Consider the following 15,579-nt stretch of genomic DNA (forward strand, 5'->3'; position numbering starts at 1 on the left):
CCTGCATGTCCCGGCAGCCGCTGGGGCGCCGCCCGACAACTGCCCGAATGCCTATGAGTCTGGATGCGATCTACGCCCCCGTCCGGGACGACTTTGAGCGCGTCAACGCGCAGATCCACGATCAGCTGAATTCCCGTGTGCCACTGGTCGAGCACATCGGCCACTACATTGTGGACAGTGGTGGCAAGCGCCTGCGCCCCCTGCTGGTCCTGCTCAGCGCCGGCGCCCTGGGTAACGGCGGGCAGCGCCAGGCGACCCTGGCGGCAGTGATCGAGTTCCTGCATACCGCCACCCTGCTGCACGACGACGTGGTCGACACCTCCGAACTGCGCCGGGGTCGGGAAACGGCCAACGCCCGCTGGGGCAATGCCCCCAGCGTCCTGGTCGGCGATTTCCTCTACGCCCGTGCTTTCCAGATGATGGTGCGCCTGGAGAACATGCGGGTGATGGACCTGCTGTCCGAGGCCACCGGCGTCATCGCCGAAGGCGAGGTGCTGCAGCTGACCAATGTCCGCAACCCGGATCTTTCCGAAACGGACTACCGCAACGTCATTCACAGCAAGACCGCCATGCTGTTCCAGGCGGCCTCCCACTCCGCCGCCGTTCTGGCGCAGGCGGACGGAGCCACTGAAACCGCGCTGCGGGATTACGGCCAGCACCTGGGCATGGCCTTTCAGATCGTGGACGACGTTCTGGACTACGAGGGCAGCGCCGAAACCATGGGCAAGAATGTGGGTGACGACCTTGCCGAGGGCAAGACCACCCTGCCCCTGATCCACGCCATGGCAAAGGGCACGCCCGAGGATGCGGCAACCGTGCGCCAGGCCATTCGCAGCGGCGGCCCGGACCAGCTCGGCCCGGTGCTTGCGGCTGTCCACAACAGCGGCGCCATCGAGTACTGCCGCGGGCGCGCGGCCGAGGAAGCGGAAAAGGCCCGGCAATGCCTTGAAACCCTGCCCGGTTCCCCTCACCGCCAGGCCATGTACCACCTGGTGGATCTGGCGGTTCAGCGCTCAGACTGAGGCGCTGGCACAGGCTTCCGGAAAGTCTGGACCCAGATGCCCCCGCCCATGGGGCCGCTCCAGCTCCAGTTCCGGCCCGGCCGGCACAATCTGGGTCGGATTGATGGTTCTCTGGCTGCGGTAGTAATGACGCTTGATCTGGTCGATGTTCACCGTCTCTGAAACGCCCGGGATCTGGTAAAGATCCTGCAGATAGCCCTGCAGGTTCGGGAAGTCACGCAGCTGTTGGCGGTTGCACTTGAAGTGGCTGTAGTAGACCGCGTCAAAACGCACCAGGGTCGTGAACAGGCGCCAGTCCGCTTCCGTCAGGCGGTTACCCACCAGGTACCGCTGCCCGGCCAGAACCCCGTCGAGCCAGTCCAGGGCATCAAAAACCTCCGTGAACGCCTGCTCGTACTTGTCCTGGGCGGTGGCAAAGCCGGCCCGGTAGACGCCATTGTTGACGCTGTTGTACACCCGCTCGTTCACGGCCTCGATCTCCTCGCGCAGCGACACCGGGTGGAAGTCCAGCGCCCGTGCGCCCTGGCCGTCAAAGGCACTGTTGAACATCCGGATCAGGTCAGCGGATTCGTTGCTCACGATCCGCTTCTGGTGCGTGTCCCACAGGCATGGAATCGTGACCCGGCCGGTGTAATCCGGCGTATCCCGAGTATAGATCTCGTGCATGAAACGGGCACCGTTCTCATGATCACGATGGAAAGGCTCATCCGGCCGGAACTCCCAGCCGTTCTCCAGCATGTCCGGATGCACAATGGACACCGGAATCATGTCCTCCAGCCCCTTGAGCTTGCGGAAAACCAGCGTGCGGTGCGCCCAAGGGCATGCCAGCGCCACATAGAGGTGATAGCGCCCGGGCTCGGCGGCAAAGCCGGCGTCGCCTGTGGGCCCCGCACTGCCGTCCGGTGTTACCCAGTTGCGGAACTGGGCGCTCTCGCGCACAAAGGCACCGCCGCTCTTAGCGGTGTCGTACCACTGGTCATGCCACTGCCCATTGATCAGCAGCCCCATGGGACCTCCTTCTTTCAGAAACGTTCAGGGAATGAATACGCCTGACGTCAGATTGCGTTAGACTGGCGCTCACAACAAGCAACCAAATCTGGCCAACCCTTTCAGTTTTTCTGACCATGGCATTTCCCATCACCATAGACGCCCTGCGCGTGCTCGACGCCATCGCCCGCAAGGGCAGCTTTGCCGCTGCCGCCGAGGAGATGCACCGGGTGCCCTCCGCCATCAGCTACACGGTGCACAAGCTGGAGGAAGACCTGGATGTGCTGCTGTTTGACCGCTCCGGCCACCGGGCAACCCTGACCAATGCCGGCCACTACCTGCTGGAGGAAGGCCGGCAGCTTCTGGAGGCCGCCAACACACTGGCACGCACCACCCGGCGCGTGGCTGAGGGCTGGGAGACAAGCGTGACCATTGCGGTGGATGCACTGCTGCCCATGGCCTCACTGTTCCCCGCCGTAAGCGCTTTCAATGAACTGGGCGTGCCGGTGGAGATCCACCTGATGGACGAGGTCTTCAACGGCCCCTGGGATGCCCTGCACACCGGCCGGGCGGACCTGATCGCCGGTGCTTCCCGGGAGATCCAGCCTCCCGGCAGCTTTGAGCACCGGGATATCGGGCAGGTGCCCTTTGTCTATGCGGTGGCAAAGAATCATCCCCTGGCGAAGGAAACCGGCCCGTTTTCCGAGGAGGCTCTGAGCGCCTGGCCCGCCGTTGTGGCAGCGGACAGTTCCCGCCAGCTGCCTGCCGGCTCGGCGGGCATTTTTGCCCGTCAGCGCTCTCTTACAGTCTCCAGCATGGCCCACAAGATCGAGGCCCAGAAAGCCGGGCTCGGGATTGGCTGGCTACCCCGCCCTCAGGTGGAAACGGCCCTGGCGTCCGGGGAACTCGTCGCGCTGGACGTAGCCACCAAGCGCCCGCCAGTGATACTTTGCATGGCCCGCCGGCGCGGAGACCAGGGCAAGGCCATCAACTGGTTCTGGGAGCACCTCTCCCGACCGGACTACTTCGACCCCTGGCTCGATCCGGCCTGAAACGGACATCACCCATCACGGAGCAGAGCGGATTTCCCTGATGCATCAGCTGAACGAACTGGACGCGTCCTTTCTCTTTCTCGAATCCGAAACCACGCCAATGCACATTGGGGGCGTCTACATCTTTGATGCCTCGGAACGGGAAAAGGCCCTGACCTTCGATGACTTCCGGGATTACCTGAACCACCGCCTGCACCTGGCGGGGTTCTTCCGCCAGAAGCTGATGACCCTGCCATTCAACCTGGACCGCCCGTACTGGATTGACGACCCGGATTTCGACATCAACCGGCACCTGGAATCCGTGGATCTCCAGGGCGGCGGCTATGACGCCCTCATGGACCTGGCCGGGGAACGCCTGGCCACCCTTCTGCCACGGACGCGCCCCCTGTGGCAGGTGACCTGGATCGATGGATTCGGCCGGGATTCCCTGCTCCCGGTGGATGGCTTCGCCCTGGTGGTCCGGGTGCATCATGCCGCTGTCGATGCCTTCAGTGGCGAAGAGGTGATGGGCAAGCTCCTGGAATACACCCCCGACACCCCGACCAAGACACGACCGCCGGCGTGGCAGCCGGAGCCCGCGCCACGGCCGGAGCAGCTTCTGACCCGGGCCTCCCTGAACCTGCTGCGCAAGCCCTTCCAGTTCATGACCCTGACACAGTCCACCATGACAGCGGCCCTGCGCGACCTCCTGGAGCACCCCATTGGCCGGCTCCGCGCCGCCAGGGATGTTCTGGGCGCACCGCGCACGCCCTTCAACCGCAACCTGACGGAACGCCGCCGCCTGCACAACACCTCCATTGATCTGGCGCGCCTCAAGACGCTCAAGGCCGCTATCGGGCCGGATATCAGTCTCAATGACCTGGTCCTCGGAATCTGTGCGGAAGCCCTGAACCGCTACATGGTCAGCCACGGCATCGACACCCGGGAGAGCCTGGTGGCGCTTACACCGGTATCCGTGCGCTCACGCAGCCTCCGCCAGCCCACGGGCAACCAGATGTCCGCCATGCTGGTGAGCCTGGCCACGGATGAACCCGACCCGGCACGCCGGGTGGCCCGTATCCGCGATAACACCCGAACCTCGGAGAACTACCGGGAAGCCATCGCGGCGGACCGGCTGACGGAACGCCTGCCCTCCACCCTGGTGGCCCTGTCGACCCGGCTCTACAGCGAATTCCATCTGGCCCAGCACTACCAGCCTGCCTTCAATTTACCCATCACCAATGTCCCCGGTCCCCAGGTGCCCCTCTACCTGAAGGGCGCCCGACTGGTACACCAGATCAACTCGGCGCCCCTGTTCCATGGTGCCGGCCTGGCCATTCTGGCGCAGAGCTACGCGGGCGCCGTCCACGTCAATCTCACCACCTGCCCGGACCTGGTACCGGACGGTGAACAGCTCGCCGAGCTGATCGAGACCGCCGTGGAAGCAATTGAAGCCAATGTTATGGCCGGAATGGACAAATAAACGGTAGACTTAAGGCAGTCCTGCCAATCACAATCCAGTAACATCATGTAACCGTATCCCGCTGTGGGTGGCGATTCGTGACGGATTGTCAAATTGGGTTTAAATCTGTCTATACTGACGGCGAGGGGTGATCAGTGAGTACCCGGAAAGACGCGGCCGAAAACAACGACAACCACATGGTATTTAAGGGGGCAACCATGGAGCCGAAACCGAGGGCGGGTGAAGAGCGCACCCCCATCCCGTTCCGCAGCAGCCGTTTTTTCTGCGTCGGCAACCGCTGGTACTTCACCACCCGGGAAGGTTTTGACAGCGGCCCCTACGCGACCCGTGAGCGTGCCGAGGTAGGACTGCGCCGGTTCCTGAGCGTCGTGCGGATGCTGCCGGAACAGCAGTCAGAGACCCGGCACTGAAGCAGCACTTCAGAATCCCCACTGGAGCAGCGCCATCAGCACCAGGGCATAGGCGCCGGCCACCACGTCGTCGACCATGATGCCGACCCCACCGGGGGCACGACGGTCCAGCCAGCCGATGGGCCAGGGCTTGATGATGTCGAAGAAGCGGAAGGCCACAAACGCGAACAGCAGCCAGACCAGCGCGGTCGGCTGCAGTGCCAGCGCCAGCCAGATGCCCACGAACTCGTCCCAGACAATGGCTGGATGGTCATGCACGCCCAGCGCTTTCGCCGTACGCTCGCAGAGGTAGATCCCGGCCACGAAGGTCAACACCAGAACGCCCAGGTAAACCGGCCAGGGCATCCAGACGATCAGCGAGTAGAGCAGCAGACCCGCCAGGGTTCCCCAGGTTCCGGGCGCCTTCCGGGTGCATCCGGAGCCCAGACCCAACGCCAGGCAGTGACCGGGATCCCGCAGCAGTGCGCGCGGATTAACCGCAGTATCAGTCATGGTGCCCTCCGAAATGGGTGTAACCCTGCTCCTCCAGCTGGATGCTGCCCTCAGGGCCATTGAGCGTCACGCCAGCGCCTTCTGTCACGGTCCCGATCACGGTCAGTGGCAACGCACTGCCCTTCGGCCCTGACGGTGCAGGTCCACCGCCCGGCCAGACAAACAGCAGCTCATAGTCGTCCCCTGCAGACGCAGCCAACCGCCGGGCCCCTTCCAGACCCCGCAGGGAGACCAGTCCATCGGAAACCGGCAGGGCCTGCCAGTCCAGCCGGGCGCCCCGGTCAAGCAGAAGATGCCCGAGATCCGCCAGCAGACCGTCACTCACGTCCACGGCTGCAGAGCCGGCCTCACGCAGCCACTGCCCGAGAGCCAGGCGGGGTTCCGGGTACCGGTAGCGCTGGAGCGCGGTGTCCACCGCCGGATCCGGAGTATCCGATTCGTCCAACCAGTTGAGCGCCTCACCGGCCTCTCCCAGACTGCCGCTGACGCAGATCCGGTCACCGGGCTGGGCATTACCACGGCGCACGGCTGACCCGGCCGGCAGAAGCCCCTGGGCCTGCACCGTGATGCTCAATGGGCCACGTGTGGTATCCCCGCCCACCAGCTGGATGTTCTCGCGCACCGCCAGCGCCTTCATGCCGTCCGCAAATGCGGCCAGCCAGGAAGTACTGGCTTCCGGCAGTGTCACCGAGAGCGTAAAGCACAGAGGCTGGGCACCCATGGCGGCGAGATCGCTGAGGTTCACGGCCAGAGCACGCCAGCCCAGGGCATGGGGCGGCATATCACTGGGAAAGTGGACGCCCTCCACCAGGGTATCCATGGTCATCACCTGATCCTGACCGGGCGGGCAGCGTACAACCGCGCCGTCATTGCCGATGCCCTCAATCACCTCACTGTGGGTGACCGCGTCACCCAGGGGCTTCCAGAACCGGTCGATCAGGCTGAATTCATCCATGGTGGAACCGGGCGGGATCAGGCCCGCCGCGAGCGTGTTTCCGCCGGGCGCAGGCGCGGACTGAGGCGATCCAGTATGCCGTTGATGTACTTGTGGCCGTCGGTCCCGCCGAAGCGCTTGGCCAACTCAATACCTTCGTTGACCACCACACGGTAGGGCACATCAATGCGGTTCATCAGCTCGAAGGTGCCGATGCGCAGGATGGCCAGCTCAATGGGGTCAAGATCACTGACCGGACGGTCCAGCAGGGGCTCGAACTGACGGTCCAGGTCACTGCGGGAACGATCCACGCCCTGCAGCAGCTCCCGGAAGTAGGCCCCGTCGATCTTCTCCATGTCGTTGTCGGTCACGAACTCCGCCTCGATCTGGCTGATCGGGCTGTCGGAGAAGTGGCGCTGATACAGGGCCTGAAGCGCCAGCGAGCGCGCCTTGCGGCGATCCGCCGGGCGTGACTTGCCCTGGTTGCTCTCTGGCTGACCGCCTTCACTCATTGCGCGTCAATCCTCCGGAACAGGCTGACCATTTCCAGTGCCGTCATGGCAGCGTCGGCGCCCTTGTTACCGGCCTTGGTGCCGGCGCGCTCAATGGCCTGCTCGATGGTGTCCAGGGTCAGTACGCCGAAAATGACCGGCAGCCCTGTGTCCAGACTCACACTGCCCACACCGGAGGAACTTTCCCCGGCCACGTAGTCAAAATGGGGTGTGCCACCCCGGATCACCGCGCCCAGTGCGATCACCGCATCATGGCGCCCGCTCCGGGCCACTTTCTGGGCCGCCACCGGAATCTCGTACGCGCCCGGTACGCGGTAGATGGTGATACTGTCCCGGCTGATGCCATGCCGGATCAGGGTGTCCGTAGCCGCCTCCACCAGGCTCTCAACCACGAACCCGTTGAAGCGACCCACCACCAGCGCGTAGTCCCCGCGGCAGTCGGTGAAGTCACCCTCAATGGTCTTGATGTCTGTCATTGCTGTCTCCGTAGCGGGTCTCAACCTTACTGGCCGTTCCCGTCATCGTAGGGGAGGTATTCCACAACCTCCAGATCAAATCCGGAAATCCCCGAGAACTTGATGGGGGCGCTCATCAGCCGCATCCGGCTCACCCCGAGTTCACGCAGGATCTGGGAACCGGTACCCACGGTCAGGTAGACACCGGAACTGCCTGAGGAGTCCGTGGATGGCTTGCCATCCGAGTGGGCCTCAAAAAAGCCTCGAATGCGCTCCTCCAGTGCATAGCTGTCCTGGCCGTTGTTCAGAAGCACGATCACCCCTGAGCCTTCCTCGGCCACCTTGCGCATGGCCTCGTGCAGCGGCCAGCGTGGCGATCCCGGATAGTTGGCGTGCAGAAGATCCCGCAGGGTGTCCGTGATGTGGACCCGGACCAGCGTTGGCTTCTCCGGGTCCACCTCACCCATGGTCAGTGCCAGATGGGTCTCACCCTGAATGGAATCGCGATAGGTGTGCAGTCGGAATACCCCGTATTCCGTCGCCATCTCGTAGTGATCAACGCACTCAACAGTGCGTTCGTTCATGGTGCGGTAGTGGATCAGGTCCGCAATGGTGCCGATTTTCAGTCCGTGGCGTTCCGCGAACTCCTCCAGCTGGGGGCGGCGTGCCATGGTGCCGTCATCGTTCATCACCTCACAGATCACACCGGCCGACTCGAATCCGGCCATACTGGCCAGGTCGCAGGCCGCCTCGGTGTGACCCGCCCGAGACAGCACGCCTCCGGGCTGCGCCATCAGCGGGAAGATGTGGCCCGGGCTCACAATATCCTCCGCCCTGGCACCCCGGGATGCAGCCACCTGCACGGTGCGGGCCCGGTCAGCGGCGGAAATCCCCGTAGTCACTCCCTTGGCCGCCTCAATTGAGACCGTGAACTTGGTGCCGAACCCGGAACTGTTGCGCTGTACCATCAGCGGCAGGTTAAGGCGCTCACAGCGCTCGCGGGCCATGGGCATGCAGATCAGGCCGCGCGCCTCAGTGGCCATGAAGGTCACGTGCTCGGGCTGGACGCACTCGGCGGCCATGATCACATCACCTTCATTCTCCCGGTCCTCGTCGTCCATCAGGATGACCATCCGACCCTCGCGGATGTCCTGAAGGATTTCCTCAATACTGTTCAGCGCCATTCTGCACCCTGTTCGCTGTCTCTTAATGGCCGGACACCGCGGGTTTCAGGATCAGTCGCTGATCCGCGCCGACCACCCGCCGGTCCCATACCTCCATCCGGTGCTGTTGCGCCATCCGATCCAGCGCCAGCTCCGCCATGGGTTTCGCCCGACTGCCCAGCATTGTTGGTGCCAGGTACAGCCAGAATTCGTCAATCACATCCGCTTCCAGGGCCGCGCCCGCCAGCGTGGCACCCGCCTCAATGAGCACGTCATTGATCCCACGCGCAGCCAGAAGCCCCAGGACCGCCGCCAGCGCCGGTCGGCCACTGCCATCGGGGTCCACGGTAACCACTTCGGCACCACCGTCACGCAGGGGCCTGGCCCGGCTTTCCTCCAGAGCCGCCGCAGTGCTCACCACCAGGCATTGCCCCTCCCCCGTCACCACACGGGCGTCAGGGGCCGTAAGCAAACGCGGGTCAAGCACCACACGCAGAGGCTGCTGCGGCGGCAGCGTTTTGTCTCCGAGCTCCCCCAGCTCTTCAGGGCGCACCGTCAGCGACGGGTCGTCGTCCAGAACCGTCCCGGAACCGGTGATGATGGCACCGGAGCGGGCACGCAGCCGCTGGACGTCCGAGCGGGCGTCAGGTCCCGTGATCCACTGGCTTTCACCGGAGGCCATGGCGGTACGCCCATCAAGGCTGGCGGCCACCTTGAGCCGGACCCAGGGTGCGCCACCGGCCATGCGCCGCAGAAAACCCGCGTTCAGCGCCCGCGCCGGTTCCTCCAGCACGCCGCTGAGCGTTTCGATGCCCGCCGCTTCCAGCAGCGCCAGCCCCTGGCCGGCTACCGCCGGATTCGGATCCCCGGTGGCCACCACCACCCGCGCAACACCGGCATCAACCAGCGCCTGGGCACAGGGCGGCGTGCGCCCATGATGGCTGCAGGGCTCCAGGGTCACATACACGCTTGCCCCGCGCGCACGCGCCCCCGCCTCGGCGAGCGCGTTCACCTCCGCGTGAGCCTCGCCGGCCCGTCGGTGCCAGCCACAGCCCACAATGTCGCCCTCACTGACCACCACGCAGCCAACCCTGGGGTTGGGGTGTGCGCTGTACAGACCGCGTTCGGCAAGCTGCAGCGCCAGGGCCATGTATCGGGTATCGGAAGCGTTGGTCAAGGCGGGCACCCGTTTCCGGACTATTTATCCACGGATTCCTTCAGCGCCCGTGCCGCCACGGTCACGGGGGATTCATCGCCCACGTCACCGGAGTGGCTCAGCCGCTCGATCTCGTCCTTGAATTCATTGATGTCCTGGAAGCTGCGGTACACGGAAGCAAAACGAACGTAAGCCACCTTATCGAGCTGGCGCAGTTCGTACATGACCTCCTCACCGATCATCAGGGATTTCACTTCCCGTTCACCGGTGGAACGCAGCCGGAACTTGATCCGATTGATGGCGGCCTCAATGGCCTCAATATCCACAGGACGCTTTTCGAGGGCCTTCATCAGGCCCTCGCGCATCCTGTCCTCATCGAAGGGAACCCGCGAGCCGTCCTGTTTGACCACCCGGGGCATAATCAGCTCCGCCCCTTCAAAGGTGGTGAAGCGTTCGCGGCAGGACAGACACTCACGACGACGGCGCACCTGGTCGCCATCGGCAACCAGGCGCGAGTCGATCACTTTGGTATCCGCCTCGCCGCAGAAAGGGCAATGCATCCCGTTACACTCCCGGACGGCAAGCGGGTATCAGCAGGAGGTCAGTCAGCGTAGACCGGGAAACGCCGGCACAGCTCCAGAACCTGCTTACGGACCCGCTCGATGGTCTCTTCATTTTCCAGATCATCAAGGATATCACACATCCAGCCGGCCAGGTCCCGTGCCTCGGTTTCACCAAAGCCACGCGTGGTCATCGCCGGTGTGCCGATCCGAAGACCTGAGGTCACAAACGGCGAGCGCGGGTCGTTGGGGACCGCGTTCTTGTTGACCGTGATATTGGCCTTGCTGAGCGCGGCGTCCGCGTCTTTACCGGTGATGTCCTGCTTGATCAGGCTCAGCAGGAAGAGATGGTTCTTCGTGCCGCCGGAGATCACGTCGAAGCCGCGCTGCTGGAACACCTCGGCCATGGCCTGGGCATTCTTCACCACACGCTGCTGGTACTCCTTGAAGTCATCCTGCATGGCCTCCTTGAAGCACACCGCCTTGCCGGCGATCGCGTGCATCAGCGGGCCGCCCTGGCTGCCCGGGAAGACCGCGGAGTTGAACTTTTTCTCCAGCTCCGGATTGGACTTGGCCAGGATCAGGCCACTGCGCGGGCCCCGCAGGGTCTTGTGAGTGGTGGTCGTCACCACGTCCGCGTAGGGCACCGGGTTCGGGTAGACACCGGCTGCTACCAGACCGGCCACATGGGCCATGTCCACGAACAGGTAAGCGCCCACTTTGTCCGCGATCTCGCGGAAACGCTTGAAATTCAGCTCCTGGGAGTAAGCGGAGAAACCGGCCAGTACGACCTTGGGCTTGTGCTCAACCGCCAGGCGCTCGACTTCGTCGTAGTCGATCATGCCTGTTTCCGTGTCCAGGCCATACTGCACCGCATTGTAGGTCTTGCCGGAGAAGTTGACGCTGGCCCCGTGGGTCAGGTGGCCACCGGCGTCCAGGCTCATGCCCAGCACCGTATCACCCGGCTTCATCAGCGCCAGGTAGACCGCGTTGTTGGCGGAGGAACCGGAATGCGGCTGGACGTTGGCGTAATCCGCTCCGAACAGCTTCTTGGCACGCTCAATGGCGATCTCCTCTACCACGTCCACGTGCTCGCAACCACCGTAGTAGCGCTTGCCGGGATAACCCTCGGCGTACTTGTTGGTGAGTGCCGAGCCCTGCGCTTCCATCACGCGTGGACTGGTGTAGTTTTCAGACGCGATCAGTTCGATATGCTCTTCCTGTCGGCGGACTTCCGCCTCCATGGCATTCCAGACTTCCTCGTCGTAACCGGCAATGGTCATATCTCGCTTAAACATTGTCAGCCTCTCGTGTGCTGGCAATTGACGCGCCCCGAGGAACGCCTTTGCTTGCCAGAAAATGGTCGATGATGAACTCTCGGGGTCTCTCTGAAGGCGAGGCTATTCTACCGAAAAGGGGCCGCAATAACATCCGCCGCCCCAAAACGCGCCAGAACGCCCGCCACTGGCGGTCTTTATTGCCTCGAAAGCTGCGATTGGTTAACGTACGTCCAGATTCAAGCTTCCATTTTCCGACTTCCCAGCAGGATACCCATTCCATGGCTCAGTACGTATTCAGCATGAATGGCCTAGGCAAGGTCGTTCCCCCGAAGAAAGAGATCCTCAAGGACATCAACCTGAGTTTCTTCCCCGGCGCTAAGATCGGCGTTCTCGGCCTCAACGGCGCGGGTAAGTCGACCCTGCTGCGGATAATGGCCGGTGTTGAAACGGATTATGTGGGCGAAGCGCGCCCTCTGCCGGGCCTGAACATCGGTTACCTGCCCCAGGAGCCACAGCTGGACGAGAACAAGACCGTCCGTGAGATCATTGAGGAGTCCGTTGAAGGGGTCCACAAGGCGCTGGCGCGTCTGGATGAGATCTACGCCGCCTACGCCGAGCCGGACGCGGATTTCGACGCCCTCGCCAAGGAGCAGGGCGAGCTGGAAGCCTTCATCCAGGCCTCCGAGGGCCATGATATCGAGCGACGCATGGAGGTGGCTGCGGATGCCCTGCGCCTGCCGCCATGGGACGCTGGCGTACACCATCTTTCAGGCGGTGAACGCCGCCGCGTGGCGCTGTGCCGACTGCTGCTTTCCAGTCCCGACATGCTGCTGCTGGACGAGCCCACCAACCACCTGGACGCCGAGAGTGTGGCGTGGCTGGAGCGTTTCCTGCACGACTTCCCAGGTACCGTGGTGGCCATCACCCACGACCGCTACTTCCTGGACAACGTCGCCGGCTGGATCCTCGAACTGGACCGTGGTCAGGGCATTCCCTTCCAGGGCAACTACACGGGCTGGCTTGAGCAGAAGGAGAAGCGCCTGGAGCAGGAGGCCAAGCAGGAAGCTTCCCAGCGCAAGGCCGTCCAGCAGGAGCTGGAATGGGTCAAGACCCAGGCCAAGGGCCAGCAGTCCAAGAACAAGGCCCGCCTGAAGCGCTTCGAGGAGCTCAACTCCCAGGAATTCCAGAAGCGCAACGAGACCAACGAACTCTATATTCCGCCGGGTCCACGCCTGGGTAACAAGGTGATCGAGGTTGAGGGCGTGACCAAGCGCTATGACGACGAAGTCCTGTTCGAGAACCTGACCTTCAGCGTGCCGCCGGCCAGCATCGTCGGCATCATCGGTGGCAACGGCGCCGGTAAGTCCACCCTCTTCCGCATGATCGCCGGTACCGAGCAACCGGATGAGGGCCAGATCGTGCTGGGCGAGACCGTGGAACTGGCCTACGTGGACCAGATGCGCGAACTCAACGAGGAGAACAGCGTCTGGGAAGAAATCAGCGGCGGCCAGGACATCATTCAGGTGGGCCAGTACCAGACCCAGTCCCGCGCCTACGTGGGCCGGTTCAACTTCAAGGGCGCTGAGCAGCAGAAGCGCATCAAGGAACTCTCCGGCGGTGAACGCAACCGGGTGCACCTGGCCAAGCTGCTGCAGGAAGGCGGCAACGTCCTGCTGCTGGACGAGCCCACCAACGATCTGGACGTGGAAACCCTGCGTGCCCTGGAAGAAGCCCTGCTGGTATTCCCGGGCTGCGCCATGATCATCTCCCACGACCGCTGGTTCCTGGACCGGGTCGCCACCCACATCCTGGCCTACGAGAGTGACGGCGAGGTGGTCTTCCACGAGGGCAATTTCTCGGATTACGACCGCGACCTGCGCGCCCGCAAGGGCGAGGACGCCTGGGTACCCAAGCGGGTCAAGCACAAGAAACTTGCCTGAGTGGTTTTCCCCATCAGGGCATCTTTCACTATAGTGAAGGAAACGCCCTGATGAGGTTTGCCCCATGGCCAGCCGGGAACGCCGCTTTTTCAGCCGCATCCTGTTCGATGCCGCCTGTGAGATCCATCTGGGAGACCGCATCTGGCCCAGCCAGGTACAGGACATCTCACTCCACGGTGCGCTACTGAAAGCTCCAGAGGACTTCAGCGGGCAGCCCGGCGAGGGCTACACCATCACCATCTGGCTTTCGGACAACACCACCCAGATCACCATGGGCGCCACGCTGCGGCACCGGGAAGATGACTGCCTGGGTTTCGAGTGCCGGTCCATGGACCTGGAAAGCGCCACCCACCTCCGGCGCCTGGTGGAACTGAACCTCGGCGACGAAGCGGAGCTGCACCGTGAACTGGCCCGCCTCAGCGACACCTGAACTGATCCTCTTTGACTGGCACGGAACCGTTGTGGATACCCACGACGCGATGTTCTCAGCCATGGAAGAGATGCTCCCCCAACTGGAGGAGCTGGGACTGGTGGAGGAACTGCTCCCGGAAGACCAGTGCAAGACCGCGGATGACGCGCGGCTGGTGCGCTACATCCGCCTCTTCCGTCGACTCCACCCGCGCATCCTTTCGGAACGCCGGGTCTCCCGCACCGATATCTTCAATGCCATCTTCGGCGACAACACTGCCGCCAAGCAGATTGCCCACGAAGCCTACAACGCCTGTTACCGCAGCCACTACGGCGAAGTCAGGCCCTTCCAGGAGGGGATCTTCGAGTACCTCAGCGTCTGGCGTGCCGCCGGCATCCGCCTGGGTGTGGCCACCAACCGCAACCGGGAATTCCTGGAGCATGAACTCACCCTGGTTGATGGCGGGCGCTGGACGCCGCTGATCGACGTCATCGTCTGCGCCGGGGACGTCACCGCCTACAAACCCGACCCAGAGATCATCCTGAAAGCTGCGGAGGCTGCAGGCTGCCCGGCGGATGAACGGGTATGGTATGTCGGCGACAGCACCACGGACATGATCACTGCCGGCAACGCGGGCGTCACCCCGGTGTTCTTCAACGGTGGCCAGTGGGAGCCGGAGTACATCGAACGCCGTTTTGCCGGCGATCCCGACCACCATCCAGCCGCCATCGCCCATTCCTTCGAGGCGCTGACCGACCGCATCGCGGAAAATCTGGAGGGCGATGCCAGGGCCACACTCGATGCCAGGCGCCCGCCCCCCTATCCGGCGCCGCAGCCGCCGGAACCCCGTATCGAACCGGACTGGCACCCCTCGGTGGTCAACCTGACACTCCCCAGGGTTATCCTGTTCGACTGGCACGCCACCCTGGTGGATACCCTGGACGCCATGTACCACGCGGTGGACGACATGCTGCCGGAACTCCGGGAACGGGGCCTTCTGGACAACATCGCCACCACCTCCAACGCCCGCTCCCCGGAGGAGCAGCGCCTGGTGGACTACGCACGCGACCACTCCCGCCTGCACCCCCAGGTCCGCGCCGACCGCAAGATCTCAAGAACCGACATTTTCGAGGTGCTTTTCGGTGAGGACGACACCAGCAAGAGCCTTGCCCACCAGGTTTTCCGGCATCATTACCGCCGCCACTACGGCTCCGTGCTGCCACTGGAACCGGGGGTGCGGGACCTGCTCTCGACGCTGAACACACTTCCCCTGCGCATTGGCGTGATCACCAACCGCGACCGTGAATTCTTCGAGGAGGAACTGCGGCTGGTGGATGACGGCGGCTGGACAGAACTGTTCGCCCTCAACATCTGTGGCGACGACGTGCCCCACCGCAAACCTCACCCGGACCAGCTGCTGCTCGCGGCGCAACGCCTGGAGCAAGCCTCGGACACCGGCATCTGGTACGTGGGCGACAGCACCACGGATGTAAGCGCGGCCCAGCGCGCTGGCCAGACCGCCGTATTCTTCAACAGCGCCCAGTGGGACCTGCCGGCCCTAAACCGGCTGTTTCCGGGTGATACCAACCACCCCTACCGGCCGGATGTGGTCGTCAACGACTTTTCCGAATTCTGGGCCATGCTGCTGACCTGCCTCGACGACGCCACCCCCTGACCCGGAGCCCTCCGGAACACCTCATTGGCGATGGTTACAGCTGACTACAATTTGACCGATGACAGTTTTC

The 15,579-nt window shown here is 63.6% G+C and carries 16 protein-coding genes; 7 read left to right on the forward strand and 9 right to left on the reverse strand.

The window, feature by feature from the left end:
• Positions 1-53 precede the first annotated feature (53 nt).
• A complete protein-coding gene (gene ispB / locus F3089_RS08050; protein WP_151440341.1) occupies positions 54-1,022 on the forward strand; it encodes an octaprenyl diphosphate synthase in 969 nt (322 codons plus the stop codon).
• On the opposite strand, the gene F3089_RS08055 is transcribed toward ispB, so the two are convergent.
• Positions 1,014-2,030, reverse strand: coding sequence for a glutathione S-transferase family protein (locus F3089_RS08055; RefSeq protein WP_151440342.1), 1,017 nt, complete (start codon positions 2,028-2,030; stop codon positions 1,014-1,016). The two genes, ispB and F3089_RS08055, sit on opposite strands and share 9 nt — an antisense overlap.
• A 116-nt stretch (positions 2,031-2,146) precedes the next feature.
• Between F3089_RS08055 and F3089_RS08060 the strand changes: the two genes are divergently transcribed.
• From F3089_RS08060 to F3089_RS08070, 3 genes are all read left to right on the forward strand, one after another.
• Positions 2,147-3,061 (forward strand): LysR substrate-binding domain-containing protein, encoded by a 915-nt coding sequence (locus F3089_RS08060; RefSeq protein ID WP_151440343.1) that lies wholly within the window; start codon positions 2,147-2,149, stop codon positions 3,059-3,061.
• A 40-nt stretch (positions 3,062-3,101) separates the two neighbouring features.
• A complete protein-coding gene (locus F3089_RS08065; protein ID WP_151440344.1) occupies positions 3,102-4,523 on the forward strand; it encodes a wax ester/triacylglycerol synthase family O-acyltransferase in 1,422 nt (473 codons plus the stop codon).
• Positions 4,524-4,720: 197 nt separating this feature from the next.
• Entirely contained in the window at positions 4,721-4,933 is a 213-nt protein-coding gene (locus F3089_RS08070) for a DUF6316 family protein (RefSeq protein WP_095618183.1), read from the forward strand.
• 9 nt (positions 4,934-4,942) lie between these two features.
• On the opposite strand, the gene F3089_RS08075 is transcribed toward F3089_RS08070, so the two are convergent.
• The 8 genes from F3089_RS08075 to glyA are packed head-to-tail and all read right to left on the reverse strand — an operon-like array spanning position 4,943 to position 11,503.
• On the reverse strand, positions 4,943-5,425 hold the full coding sequence (locus tag F3089_RS08075) for a phosphatidylglycerophosphatase A family protein (protein ID WP_151440345.1): 483 nt from the start codon (positions 5,423-5,425) through the stop codon (positions 4,943-4,945).
• A complete protein-coding gene (thiL, locus tag F3089_RS08080) occupies positions 5,418-6,380 on the reverse strand; it encodes a thiamine-phosphate kinase (RefSeq protein WP_151440346.1) in 963 nt (320 codons plus the stop codon). Before thiL ends, F3089_RS08075 begins: the two co-directional genes overlap by 8 nt.
• 17 nt (positions 6,381-6,397) lie before the next feature.
• Entirely contained in the window at positions 6,398-6,871 is a 474-nt protein-coding gene (gene nusB / locus F3089_RS08085) for a transcription antitermination factor NusB (RefSeq protein ID WP_151440347.1), read from the reverse strand.
• A complete protein-coding gene (gene ribH / locus F3089_RS08090) occupies positions 6,868-7,347 on the reverse strand; it encodes a 6,7-dimethyl-8-ribityllumazine synthase (RefSeq protein WP_151440348.1) in 480 nt (159 codons plus the stop codon). Before ribH ends, nusB begins: the two co-directional genes overlap by 4 nt.
• A 26-nt stretch (positions 7,348-7,373) precedes the next feature.
• Positions 7,374-8,510, reverse strand: a complete 1,137-nt coding sequence (ribBA, locus tag F3089_RS08095; RefSeq protein WP_151440349.1) for a bifunctional 3,4-dihydroxy-2-butanone-4-phosphate synthase/GTP cyclohydrolase II — start codon at positions 8,508-8,510, stop codon at positions 7,374-7,376.
• Between the two features lie 22 nt (positions 8,511-8,532).
• Positions 8,533-9,666 (reverse strand): bifunctional diaminohydroxyphosphoribosylaminopyrimidine deaminase/5-amino-6-(5-phosphoribosylamino)uracil reductase RibD, encoded by a 1,134-nt coding sequence (ribD, locus tag F3089_RS08100; RefSeq protein WP_353623143.1) that lies wholly within the window; start codon positions 9,664-9,666, stop codon positions 8,533-8,535.
• A 20-nt stretch (positions 9,667-9,686) separates the two neighbouring features.
• The gene (gene nrdR, locus F3089_RS08105; protein ID WP_095618076.1) at positions 9,687-10,205 is read right to left on the reverse strand and encodes a transcriptional regulator NrdR; all 519 of its coding nucleotides are present in this window, start codon (positions 10,203-10,205) and stop codon (positions 9,687-9,689) included.
• A gap of 41 nt (positions 10,206-10,246) precedes the next feature.
• Positions 10,247-11,503: a serine hydroxymethyltransferase gene (gene glyA, locus F3089_RS08110; protein ID WP_151440350.1), complete on the reverse strand. Its 1,257-nt coding sequence runs from the start codon at positions 11,501-11,503 to the stop codon at positions 10,247-10,249.
• A gap of 260 nt (positions 11,504-11,763) precedes the next feature.
• On the opposite strand from glyA, the gene ettA reads away from it, so the two are divergent.
• The 3 genes from ettA to F3089_RS08125 all read left to right on the forward strand — a co-directional run bounded on the left by ettA (position 11,764) and on the right by F3089_RS08125 (position 15,509).
• On the forward strand, positions 11,764-13,425 hold the full coding sequence (gene ettA, locus F3089_RS08115) for an energy-dependent translational throttle protein EttA (protein WP_151440351.1): 1,662 nt from the start codon (positions 11,764-11,766) through the stop codon (positions 13,423-13,425).
• Between the two features lie 64 nt (positions 13,426-13,489).
• On the forward strand, positions 13,490-13,855 hold the full coding sequence (locus F3089_RS08120; protein ID WP_151440352.1) for a PilZ domain-containing protein: 366 nt from the start codon (positions 13,490-13,492) through the stop codon (positions 13,853-13,855).
• Positions 13,827-15,509, forward strand: coding sequence for an HAD family hydrolase (locus tag F3089_RS08125; RefSeq protein WP_225741714.1), 1,683 nt, complete (start codon positions 13,827-13,829; stop codon positions 15,507-15,509). Before F3089_RS08120 ends, F3089_RS08125 begins: the two co-directional genes overlap by 29 nt.
• Positions 15,510-15,579: the final 70 nt, after the last annotated feature.

The sequence above is a fragment of the Halospina sp. K52047b genome (assembly GCF_008709855.1).
Classification (GTDB): domain Bacteria; phylum Pseudomonadota; class Gammaproteobacteria; order Pseudomonadales; family Oleiphilaceae; genus Halospina; species Halospina utahensis_B.

Coding starts and splice junctions, on each gene's coding strand:
- nusB (WP_151440347.1), bottom strand. CDS start 6,871: ATGAGTGAAGGCGGTCAGCCAGAGAGCAACCAGGGCAAGTCACGCCCG.
- ribH (WP_151440348.1), bottom strand. CDS start 7,347: ATGACAGACATCAAGACCATTGAGGGTGACTTCACCGACTGCCGCGGG.
- ettA (WP_151440351.1), top strand. CDS start 11,764: ATGGCTCAGTACGTATTCAGCATGAATGGCCTAGGCAAGGTCGTTCCC.
- F3089_RS08065 (WP_151440344.1), top strand. CDS start 3,102: ATGCATCAGCTGAACGAACTGGACGCGTCCTTTCTCTTTCTCGAATCC.
- F3089_RS08055 (WP_151440342.1), bottom strand. CDS start 2,030: ATGGGGCTGCTGATCAATGGGCAGTGGCATGACCAGTGGTACGACACC.
- F3089_RS08075 (WP_151440345.1), bottom strand. CDS start 5,425: ATGACTGATACTGCGGTTAATCCGCGCGCACTGCTGCGGGATCCCGGT.
- ribBA (WP_151440349.1), bottom strand. CDS start 8,510: ATGGCGCTGAACAGTATTGAGGAAATCCTTCAGGACATCCGCGAGGGT.
- nrdR (WP_095618076.1), bottom strand. CDS start 10,205: ATGCATTGCCCTTTCTGCGGCGAGGCGGATACCAAAGTGATCGACTCG.
- ispB (WP_151440341.1), top strand. CDS start 54: ATGAGTCTGGATGCGATCTACGCCCCCGTCCGGGACGACTTTGAGCGC.
- thiL (WP_151440346.1), bottom strand. CDS start 6,380: ATGGATGAATTCAGCCTGATCGACCGGTTCTGGAAGCCCCTGGGTGAC.
- F3089_RS08060 (WP_151440343.1), top strand. CDS start 2,147: ATGGCATTTCCCATCACCATAGACGCCCTGCGCGTGCTCGACGCCATC.
- glyA (WP_151440350.1), bottom strand. CDS start 11,503: ATGTTTAAGCGAGATATGACCATTGCCGGTTACGACGAGGAAGTCTGG.
- F3089_RS08070 (WP_095618183.1), top strand. CDS start 4,721: ATGGAGCCGAAACCGAGGGCGGGTGAAGAGCGCACCCCCATCCCGTTC.
- F3089_RS08120 (WP_151440352.1), top strand. CDS start 13,490: ATGGCCAGCCGGGAACGCCGCTTTTTCAGCCGCATCCTGTTCGATGCC.